This window comes from Rhodococcus jostii RHA1, from assembly GCF_000014565.1.
Taxonomy (GTDB): Bacteria; Actinomycetota; Actinomycetes; order Mycobacteriales; family Mycobacteriaceae; genus Rhodococcus_F; species Rhodococcus_F jostii_A.
This window is the reverse complement of the sequence record NC_008268.1, coordinates 3684217-3702139: the sequence shown is the minus strand read 5'-3', so window position 1 is coordinate 3702139 and position 17923 is coordinate 3684217. Positions and strand designations below refer to the sequence as shown.

Below are 17923 nucleotides of genomic sequence, written 5' to 3'. Positions count from 1 at the left end.
GCCGACGCGGGTGTCAGATCACCCGGTCTCGCCGCAGGCCCGCGATGTCTTCGTCGCTCAGCCCGAATTCACCGAGCACCTCGGCCGTGTCCTGTCCCAGCACCATCGGCGGCGCATTCCGGATGGGCAGGGTCTCGTCGTCCACCCAGAACGGACCACGCACCAGCGGCACTTCACCGCCGTCAGGTGTGGCCACCGGCTGCACCATCTTCAGCGCCTGCACCTGAGGGTCGGCGAAGGCCTGATCGATCGTGTGGACGGGACCGCACGGGATACCCGCCGCGCGAATCGCCGTCACCCATTCGGCGGCCGGCCGCACGGACAGCAGTTCGAGGAGTTCCTTGGTGAGCCGATCGCGGTGCGCGAGTCGTGACTGGCCGGTGCGGTATTCGGGCCGGTCGGCGAGGTCGGGATCCCCGAGAACCTGGCACAGCGACTCCCAGTGCCGATCCGAGCCGGTCGCGATGATGATGGGAAAATCGGCCGTGTCGAACGTGCCGTACGGCGTGATCGTCGGGTGCGTGTTGCCGTTCGGCTCCGCGACGCGACCGGTGCTCAGGTAGTTCTGCGCCTGGAACGACATGATCGACAGGGCCGATTCGAGCAGCGACGTCTGCACGTGATGACCGGCGCCGTCACTGCCCCGCGACACGAGCGCCGCCGTGATGCCCAGTGCCGCATAGATACCGGACACGGTATCGATGATCGGGACGCCGACGCGCATCGGCGTGTGGTCGCCCGCGCCGGTCACCGACATCAGACCCGACATGCCCTGCGCCACCTGATCGAGTCCCGGCGAGAACTGCTCGGGTCCGGTCGGGCCGAAACCGCTGACACTCATGACGATCACGCCGGGATTGTCTTCGGCGAGCGACTCCTGATCGAGCCCCATGTCCGCGAGGACGCCGGGACGGAAGTTCTCGACGATGACGTCCACGTCGACGGCCATGCGGCGCAGCAGTTTCCGGCCCTGCTCGCTGCGCATGTCGAGCGCGACGGACCGTTTGCCGCGGTTGACAGAGGCGAAGTACAGGCTGTCGCTGCCGTCGAACGGCGGCCACTGCCGGGAACTGTCGCCACCGGAACGGGTCTCGACCTTGATGATGTCGGCGCCGAAATCGGACAGCAGTGCCGTGCACAGCGGACCGGCGAGGGCCCGCGTGAGGTCGAGGACCCGGATTCCGCTGAGCAACTGATTCATGGTGGATCCTCGGTTCTCTGTGAAGGAAGGGGGCCGTCCGAGAATTGCGGAGCCGCCGATCGATAGCGATGGCGAGAATGCACAAGCGGCCGCTGGGGTTTTCGGCGCATTGTGTGCCGCGTCGGCCGGTCGCCTCCGGTTAGCGTGAGGGTCCCGACGAATCACCCGAGGAGTACGAGACGATGCGCGACATCCTGACGGGCCTGGAAGCGTGGTTCGACCGCGGCGAGAACTTCGCCCTCGCCACGGTGGTGCGCACCTGGAAGTCGTCTCCGCGGGCACCGGGCGCGGCGATGGCCGTGTCGCAATCCGGTGAGGTGCTCGGAAGTGTGTCCGGTGGGTGCGTCGAGAGCGCGCTGTACGAGACGGCGCGGGACGTGCTGGCCGACGGACGGAGCCGGACCGAGGTGTTCTGCGTGGCGGACGACGACGCGATCGGTGTCGGTCTGACGTGCGGCGGCACCATCGAGGTGTTCGTTCAGCGCATCGGGCACAACGACTTCCCCGACTTCGCGGATGTGGCGCGACGGATCCGCGGCGGTGAGTCGATCGCCGTCGTGACGGAGACGGGCGACGGATCACGGACCCGGCGCTGCGTGATCACCGGGGACGGTCCCGCGGGCGAGCTCGACCTGCCCGAGACCGACGTCGCGAATGTCCGCCGTCGTCTCGACGCCGGTGAGTCGCTGGTGTATCAGCTGCAGTCCGAGACGGTGTGCATGGTCGAGATCTTCGCGCCCCCACCGCGGATGTACATCTTCGGGGCCATCGACTTCGCGGCGGCCATGTGCACGCTCGGCGCGTTCGCCGGCTACCACGTCACGGTGATCGACGCCCGCGCCGTGTTCGCGACGCGCGCCCGGTTCCCGGACGCCGACGACGTCGTCGTGATGTGGCCGCACCGGTTCCTCGAGACCGCGCCGGTCGACCACCGGACGGTCCTCGCGGTGCTCACCCACGACGAAAAATTCGACATCCCACTGCTGGAGCTGGCCCTGCGATCGGACGCCGCGTACATCGGCGCGATGGGCAGCCGGGCCACGCACGAGCGCCGGGTCGCGCGGCTGCGGGAACAGGGGACGACCACGGCGGAGCTGGCGCGGCTGCATTCCCCGATCGGCCTCGACCTGGGTGCCCGCACTCCCGAAGAGACCGCGGTGTCGATCCTCGCCGAGATGATGAAGACGACCCGGGGCACCACCGGGCTCGAGCTCCAGCAGCTGAGCGGTCCGATTCACCGTGACGCACCGGCCGGGACCGGCCGTCCGCTCGAGTGCACCGTGTGACCATCGTTTGACGGGTATTCGGGTCGAGACTTAAGGTCACACTTTCGCGCCATCCGGGGCGAGTATCGGATCAAGTGAGCAGGGTGTTGCAGTGACGGCGAGGGATGTCGGTAGTTCCGCTCCCGGGTTCCGCGCAGCCGCCGACATCGGCGACACGCCTGGTCGGGACGTTGCGCCGCAATCGTTCGCCGACGTGCTGGTGTCCGATCTCCTCGTCTCCCCGACCCTCGTCGCCGGCGAGACCGGCACCTCGCGTGAGGTCTCGAACGTGGCCGTGATGGCGGTGCCGGACATCGGACCGTGGCTCCGGACCGGACAGTTGCTGATCACCACGTCCGCGGTTCTCGGCCGACTGGTCGAGCCGATCGACGCGTTTCTCGCCCGGCTCGACAGGCGAGGCGTCTGCGGGCTCGCCGTCCGACTCGACGACCCCGGCGCCACGCTGCCGGCCGAGATGTCCGACGCGGCCGACGAACTCGGGCTTCCCGTCGTCGTGGTCGCGGACCTGTACTCGCAGACACACCCGCTGGCGGGTGCGCTCGCGGAGTTGTCGGCCCGGCAGGTCGACGCCGTGTTCGAGGCGGACCGGCTGCGGAGAGTGCTCGTCGACGTCGTGATGGCCGGTGGAGGGTTCGCCGAACTCGCCGTCGCCGTCCACGGCGAACTGGGCGGGGCCGTGCTGATCACGACACCCGACGGACGTCAGTTGTGCCGGGCCGGGGACGAGTCCGAGCTGAACCGGCTGGCGTCGAGTGCGGCGCTCGACTCCACCGGGCGGGTCCGCACCGATTCGACGGAGGGCGGGCTCGGCCTGCACCGGCTGGGCGACGAGTTCATCGCCGTCTCAGCGATTTCAGCCAACGGCATCGATCACGGGCGGCTGGTGCACTTCAGCACCGGGCACCCGCTGCGCAGCGAAGACCTGTATCTCGTCGAGCAGGCGGCGGCGGTGTGCGCCCTGGTGGTCGCCCGTGAACTGGTCGTGTCCTCGGTGGAGGAGAAGCATCGCGCGAACTTCGTGCGGGACCTGCTGCTCGGCCGCGGCGGCGAACACGAGCACGTCGTCGCGCATGCCAAGACGTTCGGCTGGGACCTGGACCGTCCCGTGGTCGTCGTGGTGATCCAACCCGATCCGGTCGGTGAGGACGAGCCGTCGATGCCTACCCGGATGCCGCTCGTCGAGCGTCAGGCGCGGGCATTCACGAGTGCCGTCGCGGGCCGTGACACCGGTGCCGCGGTCACTGCGCTGGCGACGGAGACGGTGATCCTGATGGGGGTCGGCACCGACACGATGAACCTCGTCCACGAACTCGTCGCGTACGTGCGCGGCGACGGCGGCGGTGGGCGCAGGCCCTTCGGGGTGGGAGTGTCCCGGCCGACGGACTCGGTGGACGGCATCCCGGCCCTCTACGGCCAGGCCCGGACCGCGCTGAAGGTGGGACGGCAGATCACCGGCGCCTGGGCCGTGACACATTTCGACGATCTCGGTGTCTACCGGTTGCTGAGCCTCGTCGAGGACGACCGGGAACTGGAGTCGTTCGCCTCCGAGACCCTCCGCGAACTGACGGCCGACACACCCGAGGCTCAGGACATGCGGCGCACCCTCGAGGTGTTGCTCGCCACCAACATCAACATCGCCGAAACCGCACGTCAACTCCACTTTCACTACAACACCCTGCGGTACCGGGTGGTAAAGCTGGAGAAGATGCTCGGGTCGTTCACCGATCACCCCGAATTACGACTCGACCTGTCGCTCGCCCTCAAGATCATGGCGATGCGCGGCATCAATTCCTAAAGTTGCCAATTTCGCTGCACGCGCACTGGCAGATTCTTCTCACGCCGGGTGGCTGACGCTGTAATAACGTTTCCCTCCTATCGAGGTGCAACTGTGACATGCGGCACATCATCGAAGCTGGCCGTCGGCACTCCTGCACCGTCACCTGTCTGAAAGGTCCCCCTATGCCTATCTGGACACTGCACGGAGATGGCAAGACCATCGCGCCCGGGGAGGTCGTCGCCCCGAGCGAACGGCTCAGCTGGGGTCGCACGATCGGGCTCGGCGGGCAGCACGTGGTCTCGATGTTCGGGGCCACGTTCGTCTTCCCGATCATCATGGGACTCAATCCTCAACTGGCCGTGATGTTGTCGGGTTTCTGCACCCTCTTCTTCCTGTTGGTCGTCAAGGGCCGGATTCCCAGCTACCTGGGGACGTCGGCCGCGTTCGTCGGCGGCATCGCCGCCATCCGTGCCCAGGGCGGCACCTCCGCGCAGGTGACCGGGGCGATCCTGGTATCGGGTCTCGTGCTCGCCGGGATCGGCGTGCTGATCCACTTCCTCGGCGGCGGGGTGGTGTTCAAGATCCTGCCGCCCGTGGTCACCGGCGCCGTCGTCATGCTGATCGGGTTCAACCTGGCCCCGGTCGTGGCCGGAACGTACTGGCCGCAGGACCAGTGGGTCGCGCTGACGGTGATGGTCGTGCTGGTGGTGGCGAGCGTCGCGCTCAGCGGATTCCTCGGACGGGTCGCGATCTTCCTGACGCTGCTCTTCGGATACGTGCTGTCGTGGGTGCTCGACCTGACGACCGGCATGATCACGTCGTACGACCCGGTCGCAGGCGGAGTCACCGAGCACTTCCGCGTCAACTGGGACGGCGTCTCCTCCGCGTCGTGGATCGGACTTCCGCCGTTCTCCGACGAGGCGAACGGCATCGTGGGCATCCACGCGCCGTCGTTCAGCCTCACGTTCATCGTCCTCGTGCTGCCCGGTGTGATCGCCCTGATCGCAGAGAACGCAGGACACGTCAAGGCCGTCGCCGAGATCACCAAGACCGACCTCGACCCGATGATGGGACGCGCCCTGATCGGCGACGGCCTTGCCACGACCATCGCGACCAGCGTCGGCGGATCCCCCACGACGACGTACGCCGAGAACATCGGCGTCATGGCCGCGACGAAGGTGTACTCGACCGCCGCGTACGCCGCGGCAGGCGTCATCGCGATGCTGCTGGGCTTCTCCCCCAAGTTCGGTGCCGTCATCTCCGCGACCCCCGGTGGTGTGCTCGGCGGAATCACGGTGGTGCTCTACGGGATCATCGGCCTGCTCGGCGCGAAGATCTGGAAGGAGAACGGCGTCGACTTCGGCAACCCGCTCAACCTGATGCCCATCGCCGCCGGCCTGATCATCGCGATCGGTGACACCGAGCTGACCTTCACGGACAGTTTCTCCCTCAGCGGCATCGCGCTCGGCACGATCGTGGTGATCGGCATGTACCACCTGTGCCGGGTCATCGCACCGAAGGACGCGGACGACGCGGGGGCCGGCGGTCACGCCCCGAAGCCCACCGCGGACGACGGAACGGCCCCGGATCGGGTCGGTCAGCTCACGTGATCTGCCATCGGGGGGACGTGAGTTTTGTCACTAGTTCACGAAACGTCGAGCGTACGATACGGGCAGGATCTGAGGAATGAAACCGTCGCCACTGACTTATCACCGACCTCGGTCGATCGACGAGGCCTCTCAGATCCTCGCGGACGTGGCTCACGAGGGAAAGGTGCTCGCGGGCGGGCAGTCGCTGATCCCGTTGCTCTCCATGCGGCTGGCCGCGCCGGCGCACCTCGTCGACATCGGATCGATCCCCCGGTTGGACGCGGTGTCGTCGTCACGCGAGCTCGGTGTCACGTTCGACGCACTGACCACCCATTCGGTGCTCGAAGCCGACCGCGGCGCCGCCCAGGTGCAGCCGCTGATCGGCCGCGGGCTGCGTCTCGTCGCGCACCCGACCATCCGTAACCGCGGCACGACGGTCGGCTCGATCGTCCACGCCGACCCGTCCGCCGAGATGCCGGCCGTGCTCGCGCTGCTCGGCGGCTCGGTCACCGTGCGTTCCGTGCGCGGGGTCCGGGAGATCCGCTCGACCGACCTGTTCGCCGGGCCGCTCGAGACGACGCTCGAGGCGGACGAGATCGCCACGAGTGTCACCGTCCCGGCCGCCGAGCCCGGTGTCGGGACGGCGATCGACGAGATCGCCCGAAGGCACGGCGACTACGCACTCGTCGGGGTCGCGGCGCAGGTGCGGGTCGAAGGCGGTGCGGTCGCGGAGGCTCGGATGACGTACGTGTCGGCCGGCGAGCTCGGTGAGGTCGTCGACTACACGGACGTGCTGCGGGGTGCGTCCGCGACGGACGACCGGGACCCGTTGTGGCGGAATCTGTCCGAGTTCGCGCGGGAGCGAATCGACACCGAGCCCGACATCCACGCCACCGCGCGGTACCGGTCGCAGCTGGTGGCGGCGCTGACCGCCCGGGTCGGCTTCGCGGCCGCGCAGGATGCAGTGCTCGACGGTGCCGCCGTGCACGCGTCGGCGGGAGGAAGGTGACCATGGCAAAGGCAACGCACAGCATCGACGAACAACTCGCCGGACTGCAGGAGGAGACGGGTGAACAGCACGTCGCGGTGACGTTCACGCTCAACGCGGTGACGCAGACGGTGGTGCTGCCGTCGCGCACCCTCGCGTCCGACGCGATCCGGCACCATCTGCGCCAGACGGGGACACACGTCGGCTGCGAGCACGGGGTCTGCGGCGCATGCACCGTGCTGCTCGACGGCAAACCCGTGCGGTCGTGCCTGGTGCTCGCGGCGAGCCTCGAGGGCCGGGAGGTCACCACCGTCGAGGGTCTCGTCGAACCCGACGGCACCCTGCATCCGGTGCAGCAGGCGTTCATCGACTGCCACGGCCTGCAGTGCGGATTCTGCACTCCCGGCTTCGTGACCACCATCGCAGCGTTCCTCGAGGAGAACGACTCGCCCACCCGCGAGGAGGCCACCGACGCGATCGCGGGCAACCTCTGCCGGTGCACCGGATATCAGAACATCAGGGCGGCCGTGCTGCGCGCCGCGGAGATCAAGCGCGAGCGTTCGGGCGAGTTCCCGCTCGGCGAGGACGACGAGTCGTCACGGGCCTCACTCGATCCGAAGGTCCGCGGCACGACCAACCCGGTCGGTGGAAGGGCAGGGCGAGCATGAGCGTCACGAAACCCCGCACCGAGCCCGCGCCCACCACGGGTGCCGACGCGCCCGCCGCGTCGGAGAAGTTGTTCGGCAAGCCGATTCCCCGCACGGAGGACGCCCGGCTCCTGTCCGGCAACGGCCGCTACCTCGACGATCTGGGTCACAACGCGCTCATCGCCGCGTTCGTCCGGTCACCGCACGCGCATGCCCGCATCACGGGGATCGACATCGATGCCGCGCTCGACCTGCCCGGTGTGCACGCGATCTACACGTACGACGACCTCGTGGACGACTCCCCGGAGATGGCGGAGAATCTCCCCCTCCTGATCCCGCATCCGGCGATCACCGCCCCGCGCAACGGGTATCCGCTCGCCAAGGACGAGGTGAATCATGTCGGCGAGGCGATCGCGATGGTGGTCGCCGACAACCGGTACGTCGCCGAGGACGCGTGCGCCAAGATCGACGTCACGTACGAGATGCTCCCACCGGTCGTGGGTATCGACGTGGCGCGGCAGGCGGACAACGCGGTGCACGCGGACGTCCCCGACAACGTCGCGGCGCACCTGCAGCACGGATTCGGCGACGTGGACGCGGAACTGGCGAATGCGCCGCACCGGCTGACGCTGAACCTCGAGATCGAGCGGTCGGCGTCGATGCCGATGGAGGGCAAGGGCGTCTACGCGCGCTGGGACACCGACGAGCAGGCGCTCACGTTCTGGACGTCCACGCAGACATCGACGTCGGCTCGCGCCGCGATCGCGGCACGACTGAAGATGGCGCACAACAAGGTCCACTGCATCGCGCCCGATGTCGGTGGCGGATTCGGCGTCAAGATCGTCCACCCGTGGCCGGAGGAGGTCATGGTCACCTGGGCCGCGCGGCGGCTCGGGACGGCGGGCATCTCGAGCGAGGTCAAATGGGTCGAGGACCGGCGCGAGCATTTCGTGTCGAGCGCGCACGAGCGCGGCCAGATCCAGGAGGTGACGGTCGGATTCGACGACGACGGCACACTCCTCGCGTTCGACTTCACGTTCTGGCACGACAACGGCGCCTACCTGCCGTACGGCATCATCGTCATGCTGAACACGTCGACGCAGGTGCTCGGGCCGTACAAGCCGAAATCGTTCCGGGTGGACGCGTACTCGCTCTACACGAACACCGTCATCGTCACGCCCTACCGCGGCGCCGGCCGACCGCAGGCCGTGTTCGCGATGGAACGGGCAATGGACGCGATCGCGAAATACCTCGGCAAGGACGTCATCGAGGTTCGCGAACACAACTTCATCCGGCCCGAGGAAATGCCGTACGACTTCCACCTCACCTTCCAGGACGGCCGCCCGCTGATCTACGACACCGGCGACTACCAGGCCGGGATCGACAAGCTCAAGAAGCTCATCGACTGGGACGGGTTCGCCGAGTACAAGAAACAGGCGAAGGCCGAAGGCCGGGCCGTGGGCATCGGGATCGGCGCCTACGTGGAAGGCACCGGACCGGGCCCGTACGAGGGCGCCCACGTCCTCGTCGAGACGTCCGGGAAGGTCAAGGCCGCAACGGGTCTGACCACCCAGGGGCAGGGCCACCAGACGGCGTTCGCGCAGATCGTCGCGGACGACCTCGGCGTGCCGGTCACCGACGTGGAGATCGTCACCGGCGACACCCGTCGATTCGGTTATGCCGTCGGCACGTTCGCGTCCCGCGGCGCCGTGATGTCCGGTTCGGCGTTCCACGTGGCCGCGCAGATGGTGGCGGAGAAGGCCCGCACGATCGCCGGTGAGGCGCTGAACCTCGACCCCGCCGAACTGGAACTTCGCGGTGGGCACGTGTGCAAGATCGGCACGCTGCCCGGCGCCGAGGGCACGTCCATCTCGCTGGGTGTGGTCGCCGTGCTGTCGAATCCGCTGCGCTACGCGTTCGACGACGCGTCGCGGCAGGCCACCGGATTCGCGAAAGCCGATACGGACATGACGATTCCGCCGGTCCGGGAGGGTGAACAACCCGGGCTCGAGGCCACCGGCTACTACTCGCCCCCGACGTCGACGTTCGCGTCCGGTGTGCACGCGGCGATCGTCGAAACCGATCCGGTGACGGCGGAGATCCACGTGCGGCGGTACGCCGTGATCCACGACTGCGGCAACGTCATCAACCCGCGGATCGTCGAGGGCCAGGTCATGGGCGCCGTCGCGCAGGGTGTCGGCGGCGCGCTGTACGAGAAGATCGTCTACGACGAGCACGGCCAGATGCTCAACGCGTCGTACATGGATTTCCTGATGCCGTTCGTCACCGAGATGCCCGACTCGCTCGAGATGGACCACACCGTCACCCCGTCCGGTCTCAATCCCCTCGGGATGAAGGGCGCAGGCGAGGCGGGCGTGATCCCGACGTCCGCCGTCATCGCGGCAGCGATCGAGGACGCCGAAGGCATCCCGATCACCTCCATGCCGATATCCCCTTCAGAGTTGTTCGAGCTTCGCCTCGCACACGCGTCGTCACAGAGCAAGGAGAACGAATGAGAATCGCCGGCACCGCCCTACTGACGGCCCCACCGGAGGCCGTGTACGACAACCTGCAGGACGGACGGGTCCTCGCGGCGACGATCCCCGGGGTGCAGTCCCTCGAGCAACTCAGCGACAACCATTACAAGTTGTCCATCACCGCGGGTGTCGCGTCCATCAAGGGCACCTATGACGGCGAAGTGATTCTGTCGCAGCAGAATCGGCCCGAGTCGTTCGTGATGACGGCGTCGGGTGCGGGCGCTCCCGGCACCGTCAAGGCCGACGTGACGGTGCGGCTCGAGGAACGCGACGGCGGCACCCTGCTCAGTTACGACGCGGACGCCGTCGTCGGAGGCATGGTCGGCGGCGTCGGGCAGCGGATGATCACCGGCGTCGCGAAGAAGATGGCCGGGGTGTTCTTCAAGGGCATCGACGGCGTGATCGCCAACGGCATCCCGGCGGCCGAGGTCGCCGCGGCGGCCGGCGAGGCACCGGCGGTCGCCGGTGTCGCGGAGGCGGCCGCGGCTCCCGCGGCAGCCGCCGCGCGGGTGCGGGCGCCCGAGGGTGCTTCCACGACAACCGTTCTCGCGTCGGCCGCACTCGGCGCCGGCATCGCCCTCGCCGGTGTTCTCGTCGGCGGCATCCTCGTGCGGGGCACCTGCTCGAAGTAGCGTCGCGAACACCTCGTCACACAGCACCCCGAACCGTCCGGTTCGGGGTGCTGTCGTCTGTCCGGGCCATCCGGGCACGGGCAGCACCGAACGAGGACCGATGAGTTCGGCGATATGTGACAAAGAAACCGGGCGGCGGAAGCGGTGCAATTGCCTTACAGAGACGAGCCCAGGAGGAATCGTGGAATCCAGAAAGATTCGGGTCGGTATCGACACCGGCGGAACATTCACCGACGTCGTGGCTGTGGACGAGGAGTCCGGAGCCGTCGTCACCACCAAGACGCCCTCGACGCCTGCCGACCCGGCGCAGGGATTCCTCACCGGTATCGAGAAGGTGCTCGCCAAGCTCGGCGAGACCGGCGACGCGATCGGCGCCGTCAGCCACGGCACCACCGTCGCCACCAACAAGCTCCTCGAAGGCAAGGTCGAGAACCTCGGATTCATCACCACCGAGGGGTACGAGCACGTCCTCGAGATCGCCCGCCAGTCCGTCCCCGACGGCTACGGCAACTCCTACTTCTGGGTCAAGCCCGACCGCATCGTCCCCGCCGACCGCGTCCGCACCATCGGCGGCCGGCTCGCGTTCGACGGCAGCGAGATCCGCCCCCTCGTCGAGGACGACGTCCGCGAGGCCGCCCGGTTCTTCGCCCAGCGCGGCATCCGCACCATCGGCGTGTGCCTCATGCACTCCTACGCCGACCCCAGCCACGAGAACCGCGTCCGGGATCTTCTGCTCGAGGAATACCCCGAGGCCACGGTAAGCATCTCCAGCCAGGTGCTGCGCGAGTACCGCGAATACGAGCGGTCCATCACCACGCTGGTCGATGCGGCCGTGAAGCCGAACATCCGCAACTACGTGAACAACATCGCCAACCGGCTGCGCGAGTTCTCCTCCGACGAGGGCGAAGCACGCGACATCCCGTTCTACGTGATGAAGTCGAACGGCGGCGTGCTCTCCGCCAAGGAGGTCGTGCACCAGCCGATCACGACGGTGCTGTCCGGCCCGGCGGCCGGCGCGCTCGGCGCGGCGCTCATCGCGAGTGTCGCGGGTGTCGAACAGGTCCTCACGTGCGACGGCGGCGGAACGTCGACCGACGTCACCGTGGTGGTCCGCGGTGAGCCCGCGCTCACCACCGAGGGTCGGGTGGGGGCGTACCCGTCGAAGATCCCGATGATCGACGTCGTCACCGTCGGCGCCGGCGGCGGCTCCATCGCCTGGCAGACCCCCGAGGGCACGCTCCGCGTCGGACCGCAGTCGGCGGGTGCCGACCCCGGACCGCTCTGCTACGGCAAGGGCGGCAGCGAGCCGACGATCACCGACGCCCACGTGCTGCTCGGCCGCATCCCACCCCACCTGCTCGGCGGCGAGATCCCCCTCGACACCGAACTGGCCCGCAAGGGCGTCGAGCAGCTCGCCCACCAGCTGAAGCTCGACTTCGAGGCGTGCGCCACCGGCATCCTCGAGGTGTCCGCATGGAACCAGGCCAACGCGCTGCGGCAGATCACGGTCAAGCGCGGTCTCGACGTCCGCGACTTCACCCTGGTCACGTTCGGCGGCTCCGGTTCGCTGCTCGCCTGCCGGCTGGTCGACATCCTCGGTCTCAAGGACGTCCTCGTCCCGCTGAACCCGGGCAACGTGTCCGCATTCGGGCTGCTCACGGTCGACGTCCGCAACGACTACGTGCAGACCCACGTCTGCAGACACGACCGGCTGAAGATCGAGGAACTGCAATCGGGGCTGGACGCGCTCGCCGCGGAGGCGGAGCGCGCACTCGCCGACGAGGGCTTCGGCGAGGCCGAGCGCAAGTATGCGCGCTCGGCCGACCTGCGCTACCTCGGCCAGGCCTTCGAGGTGCGGGTGCCCGTCGGTGAGGGTCCCGTCACGCAGGAGTTGATGGACGACGCCGCGGACCGGTTCCACCAGGCACACAAGGAGCTGTACGGCTACGACTTCCGCGGCGACCCGCACCAGCACGTCGAGTGGGTCAACCTGCGCGTCAGCGGCATCGGCCCGATCAAGCGCCCGATCCTCAACGAGATCGCGGCAGGGACCGGAGCGGAGTCCGCCGTGACCGGCACCCGTCCGGCGTACTTCGACGAGTGGGTCACCACCCAGGTCTACGACCGGGCCCGGCTCGGTGCCGGCGACGTCCTCGAGGGTCCGGCGGTGATCGAGGAATTCAGCTCGACCATCCCCGTGCACCCCGGTTTCCGGGCGCGGATCGACACCTTCGGAAACATCCGCATCACCAAGATCGCCGACTCGAACGGAGCGAACCGATGACCGTCACCACCGAACCCGTTGCAGTGCAGGCGGTCAAGCCCTACCGGCTGACCCCGGTCGACGGCACGACCCCCGACCCGGTGCTGGTGGAGATCGTCGCCGGCTACCTCGCCAGCGTCGAGATGGAGGTCGAGACGTCGATCTCGCGGACCTCCCGCTCCCCGATGATCCGCGACGCCCACGACTTCCGCGCCGGCATCCACGACCGAAACCTCCGGAAGCTCACGGGCCGTTCGTATTCGGCGCTGGTGCACCCGGTGGCCCGGGACTTCCCGCTCGACACGATGAAGCCCGGCGACGTCTACTTCCACAACGACGTCTACCTGTCCGAAGGCGGCATCGGCCACCTCCCCGACCTCTGCGTCACCGTCCCGGTGTTCGCCACCAGGCCGGGCGAGGAGGAACCGTCCGTCGTCGCGTTCGTGCAGGCGTTCGGCCACCACGACGACATCGGTGGCTGTTGCCCGGGATCGATGCCGTCGGGCGCGACCACGGTGTACGAGGAGGGCCTGATGGTCCCGCCGATCAAGCTGTGGGATCAGGGTGTGCCCAACGAGGCCGCACTGCGCATCATGACCCGCAACTCGCGGATGCCCGATGCGCTGGCCGCCGACCTCGACGCCGAGTGCTCGGCCTGCCTCATGGGCGCTCGCCGTCTCACCGAGCTGTTCGAGCGGTACGGCTGCGACACCGTCGAGGCCTGCTTCGACGCGATGATGGACGCGACCACCGAGACGTACCGGCGGGAGATCCTCAGCAAGATCCCGAAGGGCGAGTACACGTGGGAGGACTACGCCGAACACGACGGCGTCGACGAGCCCATGCTGCACCGGCAGCGGATCACGCTCACCAAGACCGGCCCGGAGGACGAGGGCGGCGAACGCCTCATCCTCGACTTCAACGGCACGGGCCCGCAGGCCAAGGGTCCCATCAACCACTGCGGTGACTACGCCGACGGCAACTTTCTCATCAAATGGCTCGCGCCGATCCTGCGCAACCTCGCCGACAGTCCCGAGCGGATGGCGGAACTCGACGTCAACGAGGGTGTCGTGCCGTTGATCGAGATGAAGTTCCCGGAGAAGGGCACGCTGATCACCCCGATCTTCCCGGCGCCCACCAATGCCCGGACGTTCGTGATCCTGCGACTGCTCGGCGTGCTCGCCGGCGTCGTCGCGAAAGCCGTCGACGGGAACATGCCCGCCGACCAGGAGACCATCCGCTACACGGGGGTGTACGGCGAGGACTTCGACGGGCACTCCTACCTGATGCGGGAGGTGCTCGGCGGCGGGTCCGGCGGCAGGCACTACGCGGACGGGGAGGACACCATCCACGTCGTTCCCGACTCGCGGAACCTGCCGACCGAATTCACCGAGAGCCGGTTCCCGTTCATCGTCGAGAAGCTCGGCCTGGCGAAGGACTCCGGCGGCGCCGGACGCTACCGCGGCGGCCTCGGCTACGAGAAGCACATCCGGATGCTCAAGGACGCGAACTTCATGTCCATCGCCGACCGGTCGATCCTCTCCTGCTGGGGAGTCAAGGGCGGCAAGGCCGGACGCCCCTTCTCGGTGGTCCTCGACCCCGGCGGACCGAACGAGCGCGAGTTCGACGCGCTGACCGACGCCGAACCGATCAAGGCCGGCGAAGTGGTGCGCATCCGCACCACAGGTGGCGGCGGCTGGGGCGACCCGCTCGACCGTCCGATCGAGGAAGTCGTCCGGGACGTGCTGTGGGGCAAGGTGTCCGCGGAGGGTGCACGCGTCGACTACGGTGTGGTGCTGGCGTCGTCGACCGGGGAACCGGTCGCGGACATCGACGCCACCGAGGCCCTGCGTGAGCAGCTGCGCGCGGACCGCGGCCTCGACGAGCCCTTCTTCGACCGCGGTCCCGGCTACGAACGTCTGTCCGGCGGAGCGAAGTTCGCCGAGTTCGACTTCATCGACCGGTGATCCGATGACCGAGTCACTCTCCCGCGGCGCCGAGATCGCCGTCATCGGCGCCGCGGGGAAGACCGGAGCCGCCGTCGTGGCGGCGCTCGAGGGACTCGACGACGTACGCCGGGTGGTGCACACCGCCCGGCGTGCCGGTGATTTCGCCGTCGACCTCGAAACGGGTGCGGGACTGGACAAGGCGCTGTCGGGTTGCCGGGGTGTGTACTTCATCGCCCCCAACGTGCACCCCGACGAGCCGGCGCTGCTGCGGAACACGATGCGCGCCGCAGCGTCGGTGGGCGTCGATCACTTCGTCTACCACTCCGTGGCCTGGCCGTACACCCCGCTCATGCCCCACCACGTCGACAAGGCGCGGTGCGAGGACGAACTCCGGACGTTCGGCGGGCTCCGGTGGACCGTCCTGCAGCCGTGCGCCTACGCCGAGAATTTCGGGGCGGTGCTGGCGGGCACGGCGACGACCGTCGAACTGCCCTACAGCCCCGACGCGGCGTTCTCGTTCGTCGCACTCGCGGACGTCGCCGAGGTGGGCGCGCGAGTGCTGGTGGAGGGCCCGGACATCCACCACGGCGCCACCTACGAACTCGGCGGCCCGGAGGCCCTCAGCGTGCGGGACCTGTGCGACCGGGCGGGTGGCCCGGTGTCGGTGAAGCAGGTGTCCGTCGACGAGTGGATGTCGCGGCACGGGCGGGACCTGACGGACGACGGTCGCGCCCGGTTGTCCGCGATGTTCGAGTTCTACGACCGGTACGGGTTCCTCGCGGGCGGCGCGATGTTCGAGTCGCTGCTCGGGCGTCCGCCCACCCCCGCCGGGTGAGTGACAAAGCGTGCCGGGGCACACTTTGCCACTCACCTGGGGTCAGACGCCGATCCGGCCGCCCGACTTCCACACCGCCACGACGGCGGGACGCGGCTGCGCGTCGCCGCCGTCGGGCCAGTGCGACGCCGGGTTGTCGGCGCTGGCGTCGTCCAGTTCACCCGGGTGCTGCACGCACACCGTGACCCGCTGCTCGCCGACGATCGGACCGCACGTCTCGGCGCCCTTGGGCACGGTGAGGAACTGCTTGGTCTCCCCGCGGTTCGGGCCCTCGAGGACGACGCTGAACAGGCCGTCGTTGGACTTCAGCGCGTTGCCGTCGGTGGAGATCCACAGGTTGCCGTGCGGATCGAACGCGAGGTTGTCGGGGCAGGAGATCGGGCTGACGCTCGCCTTGTCGAAGCCGCCGAAGTAGGTGTCGGCCTCCGTCGGGTCACCGCACACGAGCAGCAGGTTCCACGTGAACGCGGTGCCGGCGTGGTCGTCGGTGAGTTCGAGGACCTGGCCGTTCTTGTTGTTGTTCCGCGGGTTGGCCTCGTCGGCGGCCGCCGCGCCGTCGACGCCGCGCTTGGTGTTGTTGGTCAGTGCCACGTACACCTTGCCGGTCGTCGGGCTGGGTTCGAAGTCCTCGGGACGGTCCATCTTGGTGGCACCCACCTTGTCGCCGGCCTGACGGGTGAACACCGCCACCTCCTCGGCGCTCATGCCGTCGACGAGCGACTCGCCCCGGCCGTCCTCGCCGGTGCGCAGCAGCGGGATCCACTCGCCGGTGCCGTCGAACGTGCCGCTCGCCGGCAGCGTGCCCGACCCGTCGATTTCGTCCGCCGAGTTGCCGCTGAACTTCGCGACGTACAGGGTGCCCGCGTCCAGCAGCGTCATGTTGTGGCGCAATGCGGCCTGGCTCCTGCCGTCCATCACCTTGCGGCTGGAGACGAACTTGTACATGTAGTCGAATCGTTCGTCGTCACCGCTGTACGCCACGACGGTGCCGTCGTCGGTGACGTGGATGGTGGCGGCCTCGTGCTTGAACCGGCCCAGTGCCGTGTGCTTGACGGGTGCGGACGTCGCGTCCCACGGATCGACTTCGACGACGTAGCCGAAGCGGTTCACCTCGTTCGGCTCCTGGGCGAGGTCGAAACGCTTGTCGAACCGTTCCCACTTACGTTCGGACGCACCACCTTCCACGCCGTACCGCTTCAGCCGTGCGGCGACGGCGGGGTCGGTGACCAGTTCGGCGTTCGCGAAGTACTGGTTGAAGTTCTCCTCCCCCGACAGCACCGTGCCCCACGGGGTGACGCCACCCGAACAGTTGTTCAGCGTGCCGAGCACCTTCGTGCCCGTCGGGTCCGCGGACGTCTTCAGGAAGTCGCTGCCCGCGGCAGGGCCGGTGACGACGAATTCCGTCGTCGCCGTGATGCGCCGGTTGTACGGTCCGAACTCGGGAGTGAGCGCGCCGGAGGCGGATTCGCCCTTCACCTGCACCACGGACAGCCCGTGGGCGGCGAGCGCGGTCTGGAACTGCTCCGGCGACGGGTTCTCGGCGTCGTAGCCCGTGAACATGAACGGCTCGGTGGTGTACTCGTGGTTGACCACCAGCAGGAAGGTGTTCGGCTGCCCCTCGACCGGCAGGAGTCCGGCGAAGTCGTTGTTGAACCCGAACTGCTGCGCCTGCGCCTGGGCGGTCTGGTTGTCGAAGTCGAACGCGGGAGCCCCGGGCAGCACCGGGTCGCCCCAGCGGATCACCACGGCCTGCTCGTACCCGTCGGGGACGACGAGGGCGTCCTCGGTGTTGGGGGCGACGGCGTCGAAGTTCGTTCCGGCTGGTGCGGAACCGTCCGAACCGTCCGAACCGGAGACGCTTCCGTTGCCGGAGTCGTCCGAGCAGGCCACCAGCGCACTGCCCGCGCCGACGGCGAGGACGGCCATCCCGGTCCCGCGCAGCATCCCGCGCCGCGACAGGGCGGTACGGGCGATGTCACGGAAGTATTCGCCGTGCGAGGTGTTGGGCACGTCGTGGGAGCACGCGTTTCCGCACTTGTACTGACAGGTGACGGATGCGCGCGAAGACACGCCGTCGTGATTGACGAACAGTGCGAGGGGTTTCAAACTCACCGTGGCTCCCGATTCGAATGTGGACAACTCCGGCACCGTAGAAGTCGTAAGCGAGACGAAGGGAACGTGCGTGTGAACGTGCGGACAACGAGGTGACCCTAAGTTCT

12 protein-coding genes are annotated in these 17923 nt (G+C 68.4%); 10 read left to right on the top strand and 2 right to left on the bottom strand.

From position 1 onward, the window contains the following. Positions 1-13: 13 nt before the first annotated feature. The gene (locus RHA1_RS16975; RefSeq protein WP_011596119.1) at positions 14-1201 is read right to left on the bottom strand and encodes a CaiB/BaiF CoA transferase family protein; all 1188 of its coding nucleotides are present in this window, start codon (positions 1199-1201) and stop codon (positions 14-16) included. Between the two features lie 182 nt (positions 1202-1383). Between RHA1_RS16975 and RHA1_RS16970 the strand changes: the two genes are divergently transcribed. The 10 genes from RHA1_RS16970 to RHA1_RS16925 all read left to right on the top strand — a co-directional run bounded on the left by RHA1_RS16970 (position 1384) and on the right by RHA1_RS16925 (position 15704). After that, the gene (locus RHA1_RS16970; RefSeq protein WP_011596118.1) at positions 1384-2487 is read left to right on the top strand and encodes an XdhC family protein; all 1104 of its coding nucleotides are present in this window, start codon (positions 1384-1386) and stop codon (positions 2485-2487) included. Positions 2488-2578: 91 nt separating this feature from the next. Further along, positions 2579-4282 (top strand): PucR family transcriptional regulator, encoded by a 1704-nt coding sequence (locus RHA1_RS16965; protein ID WP_041811585.1) that lies wholly within the window; start codon positions 2579-2581, stop codon positions 4280-4282. Between the two features lie 164 nt (positions 4283-4446). Then, the gene (locus tag RHA1_RS16960) at positions 4447-5874 is read left to right on the top strand and encodes a uracil-xanthine permease family protein (protein ID WP_029539762.1); all 1428 of its coding nucleotides are present in this window, start codon (positions 4447-4449) and stop codon (positions 5872-5874) included. Positions 5875-5950: 76 nt separating this feature from the next. Further along, positions 5951-6862, top strand: coding sequence for an FAD binding domain-containing protein (locus RHA1_RS16955; protein WP_011596115.1), 912 nt, complete (start codon positions 5951-5953; stop codon positions 6860-6862). Between the two features lie 2 nt (positions 6863-6864). Beyond that, positions 6865-7509 carry a (2Fe-2S)-binding protein gene (locus RHA1_RS16950; RefSeq protein ID WP_009476490.1) on the top strand — a complete coding sequence of 215 codons (645 nt, stop codon included), beginning with the start codon at positions 6865-6867 and terminating at the stop codon, positions 7507-7509. Then, entirely contained in the window at positions 7506-10004 is a 2499-nt protein-coding gene (gene cutA, locus RHA1_RS16945) for an aerobic carbon-monoxide dehydrogenase large subunit (protein ID WP_011596113.1), read from the top strand. The genes RHA1_RS16950 and cutA overlap by 4 nt, the downstream gene beginning before the upstream one ends. Continuing rightward, positions 10001-10657, top strand: a complete 657-nt coding sequence (locus tag RHA1_RS16940; protein ID WP_011596112.1) for an SRPBCC family protein — start codon at positions 10001-10003, stop codon at positions 10655-10657. The genes cutA and RHA1_RS16940 overlap by 4 nt, the downstream gene beginning before the upstream one ends. Before the next feature lie 181 nt (positions 10658-10838). Continuing rightward, entirely contained in the window at positions 10839-12941 is a 2103-nt protein-coding gene (locus RHA1_RS16935; protein WP_050787322.1) for a hydantoinase/oxoprolinase family protein, read from the top strand. After that, positions 12938-14887, top strand: coding sequence for a hydantoinase B/oxoprolinase family protein (locus RHA1_RS16930; protein ID WP_009476486.1), 1950 nt, complete (start codon positions 12938-12940; stop codon positions 14885-14887). Before RHA1_RS16935 ends, RHA1_RS16930 begins: the two co-directional genes overlap by 4 nt. A gap of 4 nt (positions 14888-14891) precedes the next feature. Beyond that, positions 14892-15704: an NmrA family NAD(P)-binding protein gene (locus RHA1_RS16925; protein ID WP_011596110.1), complete on the top strand. Its 813-nt coding sequence runs from the start codon at positions 14892-14894 to the stop codon at positions 15702-15704. A 42-nt stretch (positions 15705-15746) separates the two neighbouring features. On the opposite strand, the gene RHA1_RS16920 is transcribed toward RHA1_RS16925, so the two are convergent. Next, positions 15747-17816, bottom strand: a complete 2070-nt coding sequence (locus tag RHA1_RS16920) for a PhoX family protein (RefSeq protein ID WP_011596109.1) — start codon at positions 17814-17816, stop codon at positions 15747-15749. Positions 17817-17923: the final 107 nt, after the last annotated feature.

Bases quoted from the DNA above. Each gene is read 5' to 3' on its own strand.
- RHA1_RS16975 (WP_011596119.1), bottom strand. From the start codon at position 1,201: ATGAATCAGTTGCTCAGCGGAATCCGGGTCCTCGACCTCACGCGGGCC.
- RHA1_RS16970 (WP_011596118.1), top strand. From the start codon at position 1,384: ATGCGCGACATCCTGACGGGCCTGGAAGCGTGGTTCGACCGCGGCGAG.
- RHA1_RS16960 (WP_029539762.1), top strand. From the start codon at position 4,447: ATGCCTATCTGGACACTGCACGGAGATGGCAAGACCATCGCGCCCGGG.
- RHA1_RS16955 (WP_011596115.1), top strand. From the start codon at position 5,951: ATGAAACCGTCGCCACTGACTTATCACCGACCTCGGTCGATCGACGAG.
- RHA1_RS16950 (WP_009476490.1), top strand. From the start codon at position 6,865: ATGGCAAAGGCAACGCACAGCATCGACGAACAACTCGCCGGACTGCAG.
- cutA (WP_011596113.1), top strand. From the start codon at position 7,506: ATGAGCGTCACGAAACCCCGCACCGAGCCCGCGCCCACCACGGGTGCC.
- RHA1_RS16940 (WP_011596112.1), top strand. From the start codon at position 10,001: ATGAGAATCGCCGGCACCGCCCTACTGACGGCCCCACCGGAGGCCGTG.
- RHA1_RS16930 (WP_009476486.1), top strand. From the start codon at position 12,938: ATGACCGTCACCACCGAACCCGTTGCAGTGCAGGCGGTCAAGCCCTAC.
- RHA1_RS16925 (WP_011596110.1), top strand. From the start codon at position 14,892: ATGACCGAGTCACTCTCCCGCGGCGCCGAGATCGCCGTCATCGGCGCC.